Annotated in this window: 20 protein-coding genes; 2 read left to right on the forward strand and 18 right to left on the reverse strand. The window is 37.9% G+C overall.

The genetic code is table 11. The features are described from left to right. Positions 1 to 3 precede the first annotated feature (3 nt). Positions 4 to 582, reverse strand: a complete 579-nt coding sequence (scpB, locus tag DX933_RS11020; RefSeq protein ID WP_123316488.1) for an SMC-Scp complex subunit ScpB — start codon at positions 580 to 582, stop codon at positions 4 to 6. A 41-nt stretch (positions 583 to 623) separates the two neighbouring features. Next, entirely contained in the window at positions 624 to 1,349 is a 726-nt protein-coding gene (locus tag DX933_RS11025) for a segregation/condensation protein A (protein WP_123316489.1), read from the reverse strand. Positions 1,350 to 1,493: 144 nt separating this feature from the next. Here DX933_RS11025 and DX933_RS11030 point away from each other — a divergent pair, with 144 nt between their 5' ends. Then, the gene (locus tag DX933_RS11030; protein WP_123316490.1) at positions 1,494 to 1,583 is read left to right on the forward strand and encodes a YjcZ family sporulation protein; all 90 of its coding nucleotides are present in this window, start codon (positions 1,494 to 1,496) and stop codon (positions 1,581 to 1,583) included. 243 nt (positions 1,584 to 1,826) lie between these two features. Here DX933_RS11030 and DX933_RS11035 read toward each other — a convergent pair whose 3' ends face one another. The 4 genes from DX933_RS11035 to lysA form a co-directional block, all read right to left on the reverse strand. Further along, entirely contained in the window at positions 1,827 to 2,216 is a 390-nt protein-coding gene (locus DX933_RS11035) for a GNAT family N-acetyltransferase (protein ID WP_123316491.1), read from the reverse strand. 197 nt (positions 2,217 to 2,413) lie between these two features. Then, positions 2,414 to 2,872 carry a M50 family metallopeptidase gene (locus tag DX933_RS11040; protein WP_123316492.1) on the reverse strand — a complete coding sequence of 153 codons (459 nt, stop codon included), beginning with the start codon at positions 2,870 to 2,872 and terminating at the stop codon, positions 2,414 to 2,416. 24 nt (positions 2,873 to 2,896) lie between these two features. After that, the gene (locus tag DX933_RS11045) at positions 2,897 to 3,337 is read right to left on the reverse strand and encodes a peptidylprolyl isomerase (protein WP_123316493.1); all 441 of its coding nucleotides are present in this window, start codon (positions 3,335 to 3,337) and stop codon (positions 2,897 to 2,899) included. A 125-nt stretch (positions 3,338 to 3,462) separates the two neighbouring features. Beyond that, on the reverse strand, positions 3,463 to 4,764 hold the full coding sequence (gene lysA / locus DX933_RS11050) for a diaminopimelate decarboxylase (RefSeq protein ID WP_123316733.1): 1,302 nt from the start codon (positions 4,762 to 4,764) through the stop codon (positions 3,463 to 3,465). A 153-nt stretch (positions 4,765 to 4,917) separates the two neighbouring features. Between lysA and DX933_RS11055 the strand changes: the two genes are divergently transcribed. Further along, positions 4,918 to 5,313, forward strand: a complete 396-nt coding sequence (locus tag DX933_RS11055; RefSeq protein WP_123316494.1) for a hypothetical protein — start codon at positions 4,918 to 4,920, stop codon at positions 5,311 to 5,313. An 11-nt stretch (positions 5,314 to 5,324) separates the two neighbouring features. Here the strand turns inward: DX933_RS11055 and DX933_RS11060 are convergent, their stop codons facing one another. The 12 genes from DX933_RS11060 to DX933_RS11120 all read right to left on the reverse strand — a co-directional run bounded on the left by DX933_RS11060 (position 5,325) and on the right by DX933_RS11120 (position 16,519). Then, positions 5,325 to 5,954 carry a nucleotidyltransferase family protein gene (locus DX933_RS11060; RefSeq protein ID WP_190279498.1) on the reverse strand — a complete coding sequence of 210 codons (630 nt, stop codon included), beginning with the start codon at positions 5,952 to 5,954 and terminating at the stop codon, positions 5,325 to 5,327. After that, positions 5,890 to 6,954 (reverse strand): XdhC family protein, encoded by a 1,065-nt coding sequence (locus tag DX933_RS11065; RefSeq protein ID WP_190279499.1) that lies wholly within the window; start codon positions 6,952 to 6,954, stop codon positions 5,890 to 5,892. The genes DX933_RS11060 and DX933_RS11065 overlap by 65 nt, the downstream gene beginning before the upstream one ends. After that, the gene (locus DX933_RS11070; RefSeq protein ID WP_123316497.1) at positions 6,938 to 7,417 is read right to left on the reverse strand and encodes a (2Fe-2S)-binding protein; all 480 of its coding nucleotides are present in this window, start codon (positions 7,415 to 7,417) and stop codon (positions 6,938 to 6,940) included. The genes DX933_RS11065 and DX933_RS11070 overlap by 17 nt, the downstream gene beginning before the upstream one ends. Further along, positions 7,418 to 8,251, reverse strand: coding sequence for an FAD binding domain-containing protein (locus DX933_RS11075; RefSeq protein WP_190279500.1), 834 nt, complete (start codon positions 8,249 to 8,251; stop codon positions 7,418 to 7,420). Beyond that, on the reverse strand, positions 8,251 to 10,587 hold the full coding sequence (locus DX933_RS11080; RefSeq protein ID WP_123316499.1) for a xanthine dehydrogenase family protein molybdopterin-binding subunit: 2,337 nt from the start codon (positions 10,585 to 10,587) through the stop codon (positions 8,251 to 8,253). The genes DX933_RS11075 and DX933_RS11080 overlap by 1 nt, the downstream gene beginning before the upstream one ends. 130 nt (positions 10,588 to 10,717) lie before the next feature. Continuing rightward, complete coding sequence (locus DX933_RS11085; protein ID WP_123316500.1) at positions 10,718 to 12,214, reverse strand: spore germination protein; 1,497 nt, start codon at positions 12,212 to 12,214, stop codon at positions 10,718 to 10,720. Positions 12,215 to 12,237: 23 nt separating this feature from the next. After that, positions 12,238 to 12,669, reverse strand: a complete 432-nt coding sequence (locus tag DX933_RS11090; RefSeq protein ID WP_123316501.1) for a stage V sporulation protein AB — start codon at positions 12,667 to 12,669, stop codon at positions 12,238 to 12,240. Continuing rightward, on the reverse strand, positions 12,647 to 13,264 hold the full coding sequence (locus DX933_RS11095) for a stage V sporulation protein AA (protein WP_123316502.1): 618 nt from the start codon (positions 13,262 to 13,264) through the stop codon (positions 12,647 to 12,649). The genes DX933_RS11090 and DX933_RS11095 overlap by 23 nt, the downstream gene beginning before the upstream one ends. A gap of 410 nt (positions 13,265 to 13,674) precedes the next feature. Next, the gene (sigF, locus tag DX933_RS11105) at positions 13,675 to 14,436 is read right to left on the reverse strand and encodes an RNA polymerase sporulation sigma factor SigF (protein ID WP_123316504.1); all 762 of its coding nucleotides are present in this window, start codon (positions 14,434 to 14,436) and stop codon (positions 13,675 to 13,677) included. Between the two features lie 9 nt (positions 14,437 to 14,445). Then, positions 14,446 to 14,886: an anti-sigma F factor gene (gene spoIIAB / locus DX933_RS11110; protein ID WP_123316505.1), complete on the reverse strand. Its 441-nt coding sequence runs from the start codon at positions 14,884 to 14,886 to the stop codon at positions 14,446 to 14,448. Next, a complete protein-coding gene (spoIIAA, locus tag DX933_RS11115; protein ID WP_123316506.1) occupies positions 14,883 to 15,236 on the reverse strand; it encodes an anti-sigma F factor antagonist in 354 nt (117 codons plus the stop codon). Before spoIIAA ends, spoIIAB begins: the two co-directional genes overlap by 4 nt. Positions 15,237 to 15,340: 104 nt before the next feature. Next, complete coding sequence (locus DX933_RS11120; RefSeq protein WP_123316507.1) at positions 15,341 to 16,519, reverse strand: D-alanyl-D-alanine carboxypeptidase family protein; 1,179 nt, start codon at positions 16,517 to 16,519, stop codon at positions 15,341 to 15,343. Positions 16,520 to 16,603: the final 84 nt, after the last annotated feature.

Raw genomic sequence — 16,603 nt, forward strand, 5'->3', positions numbered from 1 at the left:
GGATTAATTTTCGTCATCCATCTCACTGAAAAATAAATCTGCTTCCTTTTCTAATTCGTCCATATCCAGGTCTTCAGGTAATGGTGGCAATTCTTCAATGGAACTAAGACCAAAATAAGTAAGAAATTCTTTGGATGTTGCAAATAAAATTGGTCTGCCAATTCCCTCTTTTCGTCCTGCTTCTTCAATGAGCGATCTAGCAACTAAAGTTTGCACTGATCGATCACTATTGACACCACGAATATCTTCAATTTCACTTCGAGTAATTGGTTGATTGTAAGCAATGATTGCTAATGTTTCTAATGCTGCCTGTGACATTCTGGATGATTGCGGTGCTTCTAGTAGTTTTTTAAAATAACTGCTATGCTCGGGCTTCGTAGTCAAGTGATATACTTCGTGAGACCTGATAATCATCATTCCGCGCTCAGCGTGTTCGTAATCATATTGAAGTTCTTTTATTAAGTGGACAGCTAATTCCTCGCTAATATCCATTATTTTTCTCAGTTGCTTTATCGTAATACCTTCATCCCCACTTGCAAAAAGCAGACCTTCTGTAATTGCTTTTAAATTTTTAATCTCCAAATGTGCGCCTCCTATTCCGATATATGTATGGTTGGCTAGCTTTATTTAGCATGGATATACAAGGCTTCAAAATGCTTTGTTTGCCGACAATAAATTTGTTGTTTTTTCATTAGCTCCAGTATAGCGATGAACGTTACAACCATATTGGATTTGGAAGGATAAGTGAATAATTCATCAAATAATATCCCATCTTTGGTTTGTTGAACTTGCATTAGTACTTCTTCCATACGCTGTTCAATTGGAATTTCCGCACGATGTACTTTTGTTTCTAATGGCGCAGTCCATTTTTTTCTTTCCAACATTTTACCGAGTGCACCTAGCATGTCATAAATGGATAATTCACCAGGCATAATAGGAACTTGCTTCTCTAATTCCTTAAATATAACTGGTGGTCGTGTAAATATTTGGTTTGCGTTGGTTTCTTTTTCTTTTAATTGTTCGGCAGCATTTTTATATTTGCGATATTCAATTAACCGATTCATTAATTCTTCACGAGGATCTTCCATATATTCTTCTTCATCTGGAAGCTGTTGTTTGGGTAAGAGCATTTGACTTTTGATGGCAATCAAGGTAGCAGCCATCACTAAATATTCACTCGCTATATTCAGTTCAAGCCGTTTCATTGTATGGATATATTGCATATACTGTTCTGTAATCTCTGCAACCGGAATATCATAAATATCAATTTCATAACGATTAATGAGATGAAGCAGTAAATCAAGTGGTCCTTCAAATGAATCTAATTTCACCTGATAGCCATCATTCATAAGGGAACGTCCTTTCTTCTTCAAGAAAATAAGCTATTCTGTCACATCCGCCCATACCATCTGCATGTTTCTTTCATAAGTTATTAACGTAAGATAAATGTTACCATAAAACATTTATGTTAAGAAGGTAAAGGAGGAATTCAAATGGGAGCTAATTATGGTTACGGTGGAGGCTTCGCGTTAATCGTAGTACTGTTCATTCTTCTGATCATTGTTGGTGCTGCCTGGTTCTAATATGATCAGCTCATAAAACCACGATGAGAACAGTTCTTTATAACGGATTAAATGGCTGTAAGTCCCCTGCTTCAAGAATTATTGTTGATAACAAGAATGGGAAGTGGGGGATCAACAGCCAGTAAAGGCCTAATTCGTTCAAACTAACAATTAGTGGGGAAAGTGCAAAACCCCCCACTGATTGAAGTTTCACTCTATCGAATGGGAATAAAAATCCAGCCCGATGTGGGGCTGGATTTTTATTCATTCATTCTCACGCTCGTTATCTTGAACCTGCTCTGGCATTGGGTCATCACATTTATTAAAAAATTGCTGGGTTAGTTCATCTGCGCATACTGCGTATTTCCCCTGATACATTTCCATGATTTTTCGAACCATTTTTTTGCCGATTCCCATGTTCCGATAGGATGGATTGACAGATATATGTTGGATGACAGCATTAATGTCATCCTCTATCTTCAATCCAATTGCACCTAGAACATCCTCTTCTTTCCAAAGATAAAGATGCCAGTTGGGATTTGTTTCATATTCCTTTATTGTTTGTTGCAGTCTTTTAATATCCTTTTCTTCCGGCATAAAAGAAAGCAACCCCATTGCGATCTTTTCTTGGTTTTTCTTATAACGAATTAGCATAAATACCCCTCATTAGTAAAAACTTAACTGCCATGGAGTGAACGGAATGCATATTATATATAGTTATGACGTATTTTATGTGATTTGTCAACTTTTAATAAAATGCCAGACTTTACAGTAAAAAAGTAACCTATTCATTTTACTGCTTTCTTACAATATGGACAAATGATCGGCAAATCATACATATCCATTATAGATTAGATTTGTCTATTCTTTTGAATTGCTCGCAAAACAATGTATCCATCAGATAATTTACTTTTTATTTTAAAAGGGATTAAGTTAACAATCCCTAACCAACTATTATAAAAAAGGAATAGCAGGATAAAATCAGATGGATAATAACGATAAGTCAATAAGCTGACTGCAACCATAATTAAGTTGCAAAGCGGACCGCATAATGAAATGATTGCTGCTTCTTTTTGTTTATAGCTACTTGCCCGCTTACTCTCCGTTTGCCCAGAAATAAAAAAATAAAGTCTAACATCCATTGTAATTTTCCCGAAACTGCGAGTAAATAATTTTTTCCCACTTCCAATGGTCAGTTTTATTGTTTCTGCTCTACAAATAATGGCACCAATCATATGACCACCTTCATGGAGAAAGGTACAAATTGGTGCAACGATGAATAGCAGAATCAGTAACATTTCAAATGTCATTTAATTATTCACATGTTATGCGTCTTAGGATTCGGATACAACCTTCAATTCCTTCATAACATCTCCATTTTGCATTGCTTTAACATGCTCCATGCCTGATGTTACTTTCCCGAATACTGTATGAACTCCATTTAAATGTGGTTGCGGTTCATGGACAATGAAGAATTGACAGCTTCCAGTATCCTTTCCAGCATGTGCCATAGAAAGTGTACCTTCTACATGTTCATGTGGATTTCCTTCCGTTTCACATTTAATGGTATAACCTGCAGAACCAGTACCTGTTCCATTTGGACAACCACCCTGACTAACAAATCCAGGAATAACACGGTGGAATGTCAATCCATCATAGAAGTTTTCATTTGCTAGTTTTTCAAAATTAGCTACTGTACCTGGTGCTGCATCAGGATACAGTTCAAAGTCAATTCTATTACCATTTTCCATTACAATATATCCAGTTTTAGACATGTTCATATCTCCTTCATCTGATAAGTTTACATACAAATTCTTTATTATCTTACCACTTATACGCTTATTTTAAAAGAAACATAAATGGAACGGTTGATTTAGAGCTTGTTTTGATACACAGCTAACTAACCCTCGTAGGATAAATCATGTTGGATAATATCCTCTAGTGATTCCCGTTTTATCACCAATTGATCTTGCCCGTTTTCTACAAATACAACTGCTGGGCGAGGAAAACGATTATAATTATTAGCCATGGAATAACCATAGGCACCTGTCGCAAAAACTGCTAAAATATCACCTTGCTCTGCAGAAGCAAGTGGCAAATCCCAAATAAGCATATCACCAGATTCACAGCACTTACCTGCAATGGATACTGTTGAATCAATCGGCGCAGCTGCTTTATTTGCCAAAACTGCGTGATATTGTGCTTGATACAGGGCCGGCCGCAGATTATCGGTCATCCCCCCGTCCACTGCAAGATACTGACGAACATCAGGTATTTGCTTAGAAGCACCAATAGTATATAAAGTCGTACATGCATCCCCAACAATGGAACGCCCAGGTTCAATCCAAATTTCAGGCATTGGTATACCCCATTTTCCGGCATTTTCCTTTACTTTTGTTACGATGGCATCAACATGCATCTCTAAAGGAATCGGCTTGTCTGTATCCGTATAACGAATACCGAATCCGCCACCCACATTTATAATTTCCGGTGTGTAATGATAGCTTTCCTTCCAGTTTGCCAATGCATGAAATAGCACATCGATTGCCGTCGTATAACTATTTGTATCAAAAAGCTGTGAACCAAGATGACAATGTAAGCCTTTAAATTTCATATACTTGTGATCTTTCAATTGCTGAAAGGCTTTTTCAGCTTGTCCATTCTTTACATCAAATCCAAATTTAGAATCTTCATTACCAGTCATAATATAGCGATGCGTTTCAGACTCGATACCTGGTGTGACTCGAATTAATACATCCATTTGCTGCTGTTTACGCTCCAATATTTCCCCAAGTTGTTCAATTTCCAAAAAATTATCAATCACGATACAACCAATCTGATGTTCAACAGCCATTTCCAGCTCATCGATGCTCTTATTATTGCCATGGTAATGGATTTTTTCAGGCGGAAAATCTGCCTGAAGCGCTGTATAGAGCTCGCCAGAAGAAACTACATCAATTGATAAACCTTCTTGCTTCATCACCTGCAGGATTGCAATGGATGAAAAAGCTTTACTTGCATAGGCGACTTGAAATTTAACACCCCTTTTTTGAAAGGTATGCATAAACGCACGGCAATTTTCCCGGATGCGTGCAACATCATAAACGAATAAAGGTGTTTGATATGTATTCGCTAATTCAACTGCATCTTTGCCACCAATCGTCAAGTGACCTTTTTCATTTGTGCCAAATGGTTCTTGTATATGATTCAATTGAAAGCCTCCCGTTATAAAACATAAAATGTTAAAAACACATTATCATAATAATCGGTAAAACGGAAGATAAATGTATACATAAGGTATTGTCAACAAAGAATAAATATATCTGAAAGTAGTTGAATATAAGGAGAGATAAAATTGAAGAAGAAATTAACCGTGGAACAAAAGTATGCGAAACAGCAACAAATGCAAAAACAGGTGGATGACATGACAAAGACGGAAAGCCATGAATTTAAAGGTTCCGAACAACAACAGTCTTTACTCTATATCAAACAAATGGAGCAAGCATTGAAAGTAGCAGCACAAACGATACAACAAATGCAAACGAGCCATCCAGAATGGGAGCAATTGGTTACCATTGAACAAGCACTTGCCAATGCGATGCAGCAGTTTCAACTACTGAAACAGGATGCTCATGGATGGCTTTACGGATTACCTAAAGGAGAAATGCAACAAATAAAGGAGTTACAGCATGCACTCGAACAAGCAGGTGAACAGTTACAGTTCATACAGCAGACAGCATTTGAACAGTAACATGCTTCTTATTAATACATGTCATTCTTATTCTGACGTTGTTCCATTTGATACCAATCCTCCTTGGTATCGATATCCATAAAGGATTCCTTTTTATCAAAATCTAATATGACTCCCTGCTGTTCATATGCTTGAATTAAAGATTTTGCCCCACTGTCTCCAGTTAAATGTAAAAGGTGGTTAAACAAATTTGCGTGAAACAATACGGGTGGCTGAATCATTTGATTACAGCTGGCCGCAACAAAATAAATCGTTCGTTTGGTTGATTGTTGAAGATAGGTATTGATTATTTTGTCAATTATTTCTGTTGTAAGGAAAGGCTGATCTGCAAGCAAAATAATAATTGCATCTGCGCTTTTTTCCATAGCCTGTAACAAGCCGCAGCGAATAGAATACGCTTGACCAAAAGACGTATTTTTACAGTATATCAATTCCCATGCCGCACTGCTTCGCGGAAGCCAATCCATTGCACTTTCTTCCCTGCCAACAACAATTACATGGTCTAGCTTAGAATGGATTGCTACATCCAGCCCGTATTGTCCAAGTGGTTTATTATTCCATAAAGTTGAAAGTTTATTACTTCCAAATCGTCTGCTGCTCCCAGCCGCGAGGTATATGCCCACGATATAAGGTCGTTTCACATGGCACCTCCCATTTTTTATGTTGTTGGCGTTGTATTTGAATCATTTCAGCAACCATACTAATTGCAATTTCCGCAGGTCCTTCCGCTTTAATATTCATTCCGACTGGAGCATGTATATATGGTGGTAATGCTTTTCCATTATGAAGTCTTTCAGTTCTTTTTCTTGGTCCTAACACACCGATATAACGACATTTCCCCCAGTTAATTAACGTTTGAAGCAGTTCTCTGTCTTTTTGGAAATGATGACTCATAAGAACGACAAAATCTGTAGGTAATAAGGATATCGATTTTGAAAGTTCGTTTCCATTAGGTAAAAACACCAATTTTGCATGAGGGAAATTCGTTTGTTTTAGTCTGTTTTCACGCCAATCTAGTATTGTAACTGAAAATCCAACGGTGGACGCGATATTGGCCAGCGGTTCTGCATCTAGACCTGCTCCAAAAATAATTAAGCGAGGATTAGGCATCACTTGCTGAATAAATAGATCAAGATCTTGGGAAGATTGTTTGGCTACAGATAGCTGGGTGTTGATCCTTTGTCCTATCTGCGATGAATCAACAGGGATAAAAGTACGTCTAACTGTTGGACGATTGTGAACGAGCTTAGTCATAATAATGACAGGCTGTCCCCTATCAAGCTGTTTTTTAACAGATAATAATTGCTTTTTTAGTTTTTCATCTATTTTTTCTAATAAAATATGTACCTTACCATTACAACCCGCTCCTCTTCCCCATGTTAAATCGTCTTCTGCTTGCAAATCATATATACATATTTCAGGATTAGCTTGAGCCGACTGCAGCATGCTGCTCGCTTGATATGCCAGATCCGTTTCTAAGCAACCACCACTAATCAGACCGTATTGCTTTCCGCGATTAGAAAACAGCATAGCAGCTCCCTCTTTACGATAGGCAGAACCGTCCACATGTATAATCGTAGCCAAGACGAAGGAATCATTTTTATTTTTTAGTACTTGTAATAAATCATGAATGGTGTTCATGATATTCATTCCGATCGATTAATAATGTGACAGCATCTATGATTTCCTGATAACCGGTACAGCGACAAATATTTGAATCCAGCCATTGTTTCATTGTTTCCTCATCTGCATTTGGATGATGCTGAAGTAAGGCATACGCATTCAAAATATAACCTGGTGTACAATATCCACATTGTAATGCCCACTTTTCTTCAAATGCTTTTTGTACTGTTTGATCAATAAGCCCTTCAATGGTCATAATATTTTTATCCATTACTTCCATAGAAAATAATTGGCAAGCCTGAATTGGTATATGATCCACTAAAATGGTACATGAGCCACAGTCACCGTTTTTGCATCCTGGTTTTGCTCCAGTAAGACCAGCATTTCTTAATGTGTCCAAAAATAATTCAGCTTGGCGAACCATTAGTGTTTTCACTTGTCCATTAATCTGTACTTGAATCGTTTGGGGAAGATGATTCATTTAAGATGCCCCCTTCCAGTTGATTGCGATATCTTTTATGATTTGTTTAAAAAGAAACAGACGATAGTCCGATTGAGCTATCATGTCATCTATAATGGGTGACGGGAGATAGCTTTCTATTTGATCTAAGCAGTCTTCTATCTCGACCGCTTGTAATATATCCTTCTCTAACTGTTTCATACGTAATGGATTAGCAGTTAATCCGCTTGTAGCAATACGAATTTCATTGTCGATGTGCATCGCAGCTACTGAAACAATCGGGTAGTTTATTTGTGATTGTTTCGTCTTTTTAATCCAAAAATGAGGATGTTTGATAAGCTTGGAATCCAGATGAACCTCCATCATCAACTCGAGCTCCTTGAGATGTTCATTAAATGGAAAAACATCATGGATATTTTTAGTGATAGCGCCTTTTGGGGTAGCAAGGACAATGGTGCTATCTGTGAGTAACAGTGGCAATACTGCTTCTCGATATGGCAGGGAACTAGCTAAATTACCTCCAATGGTAATTTTATTCCTTGCCGTTTGTGTAGCTATGGATTGAATAACCGTTTTTAATAAAGGAAAATTACTGTGAGTAGCTGCATGATTAAGTGTAACTGCAGATCCAATTTGAAGTTTACCTGCTTTATGCTCACATTTATGAAATCCGGGGATGTTTTTTAAATCGATAATCGCATCTGGTTGTACCTCATTTCGTCGAGCACGAGATATAATTTCTGTCCCGCCAGATGCATAAATTGGTTTTTTATTTTCTGAAATAAATTGCTCGTAGATGTTGATGGCATCCTCTATTGTGTTTGGTTGAAAATATTGTAGGTCAAATGAAATCATCATACTTCTCCTTTAATTGTTTTCCATATTAATTCGGGAATGAGTGGTAATTCTGTTAATTCAGCATCCGCAGCATGGGAAAGACTGTTTGCCAATGCACCAGCCATGCCGATTACGCCATATTCACCTATTCCCCTCGCGCCATATGGTCCATCAATTAATGGCGTTTCGATAAAGTCAACTTTGTATGTTGGTATTTCACTTAGGCGAAGTGTATCATAGGTCCGAAACTGAGGGTTTAATACCTTGCCTTGATCATCAAATACAAAGGTTTCTCTACTTGCCCAGCTTAAGCCTAAATACATACCACCACGCATTTGGCTTCGTGCTGCAATTGGGTTAATCACTTTTCCCGCATCTAGTGCCGTTGCGGCCTGTAAAATTCGATACGTACAATCAGTTGGGTCATATTCGACTTCAACGGCCTGTGCACCAACAGTCCATTGAGGCCCCGGCTTACCAAATCCTGTTTCAGGATCTATCGGTGTTAAATGTCTTACAACATGTGAGCCTTTCCCAATGATTAAGCCACCAACAGTATTACCATTTGGATATTTATAACCAGTGGCAACATCCTTTATAGGAATAAAATATTCTGGACTATCTCGTAAGTAAATTCGCCCATTGCCAACAGCTAAATCATCTGGTAGGCATTTCAAAGCAACTGAGCCAATCTGCAATAATTGTCTGATGGCATCGTCTGCTGCGGCTATGACTGCGCGTCCTGCTAAATAGGTCGTACTACTAGCAACTGTCTTCCATTGATGTGGATCATACATGGTATTGACTTCAATAGTTACATGAATTTTATTCATATCTAATTGTAATTTCTCTGCTAAAATTTGTGCTAACACTGTTTTAGTACCTTGGCCAATTTCAACTGCTGCACAATTCAGATTGACGCTTCCGTCCGTGTTAAAAGTAAGCAACACACCAGCAGTTGCATTAGATGGTGTACTGGACGTTTTCCAAAACGCGGCTACACCCTTTGTTCGTATTTTCCCATCAGTTGTTTTTGTTCTCTGGCCTTCATCCCATTGGATAGATTTCTTAACTTGTTGCAAACACGCCCTAACATCCCCGATATTGCTAGCATTTAAATGGACCTGTGTAGGAGTCGTGTCACCAGGCTTTATAAGATTGTTTAGTCTTAGTTGAATGGGATCCAGGTTTAGCTTCTTTGCTAGTAAATCCATCATTCGTTCCATAACAAAGGTTAATTCTGGATGGCCAAAGCCTCTGAATGAAGTAGCATATGGATGATTCGTATACATACAATACGAATCACATGAGACATGCTCGAGTTTATATGGACCTGTACAGTCCACTGCTGCAGCTTTACTCATTCCGGCCCCCATATCCGAGTATGCGCCACCATCAAATAGAAATTCATAGTGAGCAGCAGTTAATGTACCATCTGAACGGGCACCCAGTTTAACCGTTGCTTCTAAACCAATATGAACGGGCGAAGTAACCATGTCTTCTTCACGACTATTGGCAATACGAACTAATTTACCACCTGTCGCTCTCGATGCTAAATAAGCAAGAAATTCAAGCTGTACAGTCCCTTTTCCGCCAAATGCACCGCCAACAAACGGTGTGTGTACCATGATATTTCCCGCATCAATTTGAAAAAATTCACTCAGCAATTTTTTTACGTAAAATGGTCCCTGTGTGGATGTTGTTACCATTACTTTTCCATTCGGCAAAATCTCGACCCGAGCAACTCGTGGTTCTAGAGCAGCGTGATCTGCCGGTGAAAAAGAAAATGACGATTCTACCATGACTTCACTCTGCTGCCAGCCTTGTTCGATATCCCCTTTTCGTATTTTGGTATGATTAGCAATGTTCGTACCAGGTACAGCATGAACGCCTTCCACTTGAACTTTGTAACTACCTAAGTTTTCGTGAATCGTTATGGCATCTTTTTTCATCGCTTCCCTGGGTGATTGAATGATTGGTAGTGGTTCATAAGTGACCTGTATTTGTTCCGCAGCTCGTTTTGCCTGTTGTTCTGTGTCAGCTACGACGATGGCAATCGGTTCGCCATAATAACGGGTCTTTTCTATTGCTAGTGGAGGTCGGTCTGCAAGCATAGGTCCGACTGGAAAGGGAAAATCTTCCCCTGTGATAATTGCGTGCACTCCAGCTATTTCCCATGCTTTAGAAATATCGATTTCCGTTATGTTGGCATGTGCTTCTGTACTTGTGTGCAATTTAGCATGGAGCATGCCAGCAATATTGGTATCGTCCGTATAACGAACCTTTCCTTGTGCTTTTTCTGCAAGATCAATGCGCTTTATATCTTTACCTATATACGTGAAAGGCTGTTTCATTATCTACACTCCTTGGAAACGTGCATGCTATGTTGTGGGTAATGATCATTTCAATCCTTACATGATTTGCTGGATATTTATGTCTATATGACGAGTATGAACAAAGTAGGTTTGAAATATGCTTGTATCCTTACTTTTTTTGAGTCTCCGGATTTGGCTGACTGTATACATCTTTTGGATGAACAATACTTGGTCTTTTATTTGTGTATGGAATCGGTACGCGTAAAACATTGTGAACCATGGCTTTATAATTGAATGGAATAAACGGCCATAAATAAGGTGCTTTGAATGCCTTAAAGCTAACCAGTGATACAATGCTGATTACAAAACCAATACTGAAACCAATTGCTCCGAAAAATGCCGTCAAAATAAGAATCATTAATTTCATTATTTTATTGGCTACACTTAGCTCATAGCTTGGGGTTACATAGGAGCCAATTGTACTGATGGAGACATATAGTATAACCTCTGGACTAAATAGCCCAACATCTACTGCGATTTCTCCAATCATGACTGCAGCAATTAATCCCATTGCAGTTGCTAAAGGAGTCGGAGTGTGAATTGCCGCCATTCGTAAAAACTCAACCCCGATATCGGCTAAGAGAATTTGGACAATAATTGGTACATTACCTTCTTCGTTTGGTCCAATAAACGCCAGTTCCTTTGGCAATAACGATGGATCAATAACGAATAATAGCCATAATGGTAATAAATACAAAGAAGCTAATACTGCTAAAAATCGAATCCACCGAATAAAAGTACCAATTGATGGTGCTTGCCGAAATTCCTCAGCATGCTCCATGTGATCGAAGAATGTAGTTGGTAAAATCATAATGCTGGGCGATGTATCGATAATGAGAAGAAGATGTCCTGCTAATAGATGTTTCGCAGCAACATCTGGCCTTTCCGTATAACGAACAAGTGGATATGGATTCCATTTATGGTCAACAAAGAATTCCTCAATTGTTTTATCTGCCATTGGGATACCATCAATATCAATCTTACTAATTTTTTCTTTGGCCCAGGCGACAGATTCATCATCTGCTACATCTTGCAAATAACTAATACAAACATCCGTTTTAGACCGCTCGCCAATTTTCATCATTTCATTTCTCAGCCGTTCATCACGGATTCTTCTACGTGTTAATGCAGTATTTTCGACAATACTTTCGGTATACCCATCCCTCGAACCCCGAACTACCCGTTCTGTATCTGGTTCCTCTGGTGTTCTTCCAGGATAATTACGAATATCCAAAATATAGGCATGTGGGACACCTTCAACAAAAACTGGTATTAAGCCGGAAAGTAATTGATCCACAATTTCATCCATTGAATCAGCTTTCTCAACCTGTTGATGGACAAGCCGATTCTCGATTACCTTTCCAATGGCATCGGTATCACTTTCTGAATCATTTGTCTCAACCAATGTTTTAATAATTTCCTGTATGATGGTAGAATCACATAGTCCAGTTACGAAATATAGACACACGTTTTTTTCCAAAATTACAAGCTGTCGATAGCCAATATCAAATGATACATCTGTACCAAGATGCTTTTTCATATAGCTTTGAACGTCTTTGATTCGTTTAGGAACGCGTTGTCCATTATCCTTTTGTTTATTTGTCATCTGTTTTTCCACCAACCTCTTTATCATTTCTGTACAAAAATAAGCCATTGAAATAGCGAGCCTGCTACTTTGCCAAATACGAAAGCCATGAGTAAACTTTTTAAGTATTGATCAATGCGTAATCGCTTGGATAAGATTGGAAACACGTTAAGTACCTCTGTTAAAGCGGCTGCAAGCATCCCGTTAAAAATACCGTGAAATGTACCCCATAAAAGTAACGTACCGTTTGGTTGATTCCAGGTAATATCTGAAAAGGATAAAAAGGTTCCGAATAACGTTCCCGCAATAACCGCTCCTGTATAGCTTTTTATTAAATGAGCACTCTTACTAAGCTGTACCAACCGAGGAATGATTCCGAGTACTGTCAATAGTGCTACAAATCCACACCCGACTGCTAGTCCACTTGCGAAACCGGTAAGCCCTTCAAGCATATTAAGGAAGATGTTTTTTATCATGAAGCGCATTCTCGTGATAGCTCATATATTCATCCATACTTTGCTGATATTGAAATAATTCTATTTCTAAAGGGCTTGGTTCTTCATTAAATCGCTTTTTAAACCAGTGGTTGAAAAATAATAGCATACCAATTCCCAAACCAAAGGAATAAGGGATTTGAATCCATAGTGGATGATCGGATTGTCTACCTGTAAATAAGAAATGTAATTTTTGCTGTACTTCCAACATGCTGACATCATAATGAAAATTCATGATTGTCATTGCAGTCCCAATAAATAATAGAATCCAAACAAAGGATGCTAATAAAATGGAATGTTTATGTTTCTTTTTCTCCACATTCACAATCGTGTAAGTGGGGCCAACCAATTGAATTTCCAGATCTGGAAATTGTGCATGTATTTGCTCGATAATCTGGAAGCTATCCAATACGACAGCTTGTTTATCCTGCTTCGTAATTTGATATAAATTCGTTTCAGCTAATTTCATTTTATTGGGAGCCATCGTGGATATGTAGGCAATATCAGCTAACCGAATTTGTTGCATGGGTCTTAAGTGGACATGTTTTTTTAAGCGCAGATAGACAATGGATGACATGTTGGTGCCTCCTTGCTTTAAATTCATATACTTAGTATTGGTAATCGAACGGGATTCTATGATAAAAATTTTGTACTTGGAAAAAGTATAGTGAGGTTGAACGTGGGGACATTTATCAAAAGTAAAGGGCAACCTAAGCAAGGTTTCCCAAGAAACACAGGAACTACGGGAATAGCTCGATTCATAAAAGAAACCCCGTTAAAATTGTATGCCACCATAGTTAAGTACACACTATTCGTAAGACCTCTCCATTACAATCAAACGGTATGGTTGCTGAGTGGCGGACAGTTCAATAATAAAAAACGAACAAGAATAGAATTAGATATTGTAAATATGAGTGACATCTATTATCCGCATATTCACCATCTATTACTATTGCATTGTTCGTTTTCCTCAAGGGGTATATGAAGTTAATCGAGCATTTGTTTAATATTGGACATGATCTTTTTTTCTAGTCTTGAAACCTGTACCTGCGAGATCTCTAACCTCTCTGCGACCTCTGTTTGTGTTTGATCTCGGTAGTACCGGAGATAAACAATGAGACGCTCTCTTTCCTCCAGTTCTCTAATAGCTTCTCTCAAAGTTAACTTATCAAACCAGTTCGTCTCTTCTTCTGAAATTTGATCCAATAACGTAATGGGATCTCCATCATTTTCGAATACTGTTTCATGAATGGAATGTGGTGCCTTCACCGCTTCTTGTGCATGGACAACTTCTTCGGGTGAAAGTTCCAGTTCATGAGCAATTTCTTGAATGGTCGGAGAACGACGTAATTTTTTGGTAAGATGATCCTTCATTTTTCGAACTTTATTGCCAGTTTCTTTTAAGGTCCTGCTTACTTTTACACTTCCGTCATCACGTAAAAACCGTTGAATTTCTCCAATAATCATCGGAACAGCATACGTGGAAAATCTGACATCGTAGCTTAAATCAAATTTATCAATTGCCTTGATTAATCCAATAGAACCGATTTGAAACAAGTCATCTTGATCATGTCCACGATTCAAAAATCGTTGGACAACAGACCAGACAAGTCGTGTATTCCTCTCAACAAGTGTATCACGTGCCAGCTTATCACCTTTTTGACTAGCTTTAATAAGCTTTTTTACCTGCTCATTGGTCAGCATCTTTTTATCAGTTGTTTTCTGATTTCGCTTTACATGTACCTCCATAGGGCGCACCTATTTACATACCGTTTTATTTGAGATAAGCTGTTTTTTCATACGAATACAAGTACCTTCGCCTATTGTTGAGGTGATTTCAACTGCATCCATGAAATTTTCCATAATTGTAAATCCCATGCCTGACCGTTCCAATTCAGGTTTTGACGTATATAATGGCTCCCTTGCTTGTTCCAAATCTTCAATTCCAATTCCTTGGTCTTCTACAGTAAGTTCCATCTCTTCACCAGAGATTTGACAAATTAATGTTATTGTATGGTTTTCTTCATTATTATAGCCGTGAATAATGGCATTGGTGACAGCCTCTGAAACAACGGTTTTTATTTCTGTTAACTCTTCCATACTAGGATTTAATTGTGCTACGAATGCTCCAATCGCAACTCTTGCGAAGCCTTCATTTTTACTTACACTTGAAAACTCCAACTTCATTTTATTATTCATGATGCCACCCCCAATGATTCAAGTGCAAAAGCTTCTGTTTCCTCTAATTGTACAATTTTAAATAGACCCGACATTTCAAACAAACGTTTGATTGAAGGTGATAGTGCACAGACTACCATTTTCCCCCCTAGTTGTAGTACCTCCTTATATCTTCCAAGGATGACGCCAAGCCCAGAACTGTCCATAAATGTTACATCTTCTAAATTTACAATCACATGTTGTACTCCATGCTGGTAAAGCATATCCTTCCATGATTTTCTAAGCATTTCAGATTCATGATGATCAAGCTCTCCAGCTAAGCGAACAATTAGAACATTTTTTTGAACCTGAAATTGATAATTAAGTCCCATTTGAACTCCTCCCTGCCTTATGTTTAACTATACATTTCTTTTTTGAGGCTTCGAATTCCTTCTTATTGACAAAGGTAGAAGTAATTCGACAAAATTAGAAGCACCTAATTGTTTTTTGTCAATTGCATCACTGATCGCTTGAACAAGGTTAAATAACTGGCAGATTTAATGTGTTCATTAACAGTTAAGGGGGTTTTGGACAAGACCTCGTTGTTCTTTTTAATGATTAACTCCCCTACTTTCGTTCCTTTTTGAATCGGAAGTTGAATATCATCATGGATAATTGTTTCTGTCTGAATATTTTCGGCGGATTCCCCTTTTTTTAACAGCATACTAATAGATTGAGATGCTTGAATATCAATCAATTGTTGCTCTGCTTTTAATAATTTCAGTGTCGTGATCGTTTCTCCTTTTTGATACAAAGGTTTGGTATCAAAATGTCCGAAAGCATAATCTAGCATTTTAGATACATCGGCATTTCTTTTTTTCGTTGTATCAGCTCCCATAACAACAGCGATAACACGCATATTATCTTTTTTTGCTGTTGCGGTTAAACAATATTTGGCTTCGTTTGTGAAACCAGTTTTTAAACCATCTACATCTGGATAAAATTTAACAAGTTTATTTGTGTTAACGAGCCAAAATTCATTCTTTTCCCCTTTACGTAGATAATCCTCATATATAGAGGTATATTTTGTTACGGATTCATAGCGTAATAGTTCCTTGGCAATTATGGCCATATCATGTGCGGTACTGTAATGATTGGCAGCTGGTAATCCAGATGAATTTTGAAACTTTGTGTTTTTCAAACCTAATTCTGTTACTTTTTCATTCATTCGTTTAACAAATGCTTCTTCACTGCCTGAAATCCTTTCTGCCATGGCAACACTTGCATCATTTCCTGAAGCAATGGCAATACTTTTGATTAAGTCCTGAATGCTCATTTCTTCTCCCGCTTCTAAAAATACCTGTGACCCCCCCATAGAGGCAGCATTTTCACTAATGCGTATGGTTTCTTCCAATTTAATATTTCCACGATCTAATTCTTCCATAATGAGTAGCATCGTCATAATCTTTGTCATACTGGCGGGTGGCAGTACTTCATCCTGATTTTTGTTATAAAGTATTGTTCCTGTATCTCGTTCCAATAAAATAGCTGATTTAGAATTTGGTGCTAGATCTGGACTATCTGCCGCTTGCTCTTTTTCAGCTGCCCATGAAACGCCACTAGGAAAAGCAGTCATAATCAATAGAATAGCAAACAATAGGGCAAGTTTTTTCATTCGATTACCTCCAACAGTCAATATACTGATAGGATTGCCATGTTTGATTCTATTTATAACCAGTTTGAAAGCAAATTTTTTTGA

It is taken from the genome of Ornithinibacillus gellani (genome assembly GCF_003730295.1).
GTDB classification, from domain to species: Bacteria; Bacillota; Bacilli; order Bacillales; family Amphibacillaceae; genus Ornithinibacillus_A; species Ornithinibacillus_A gellani.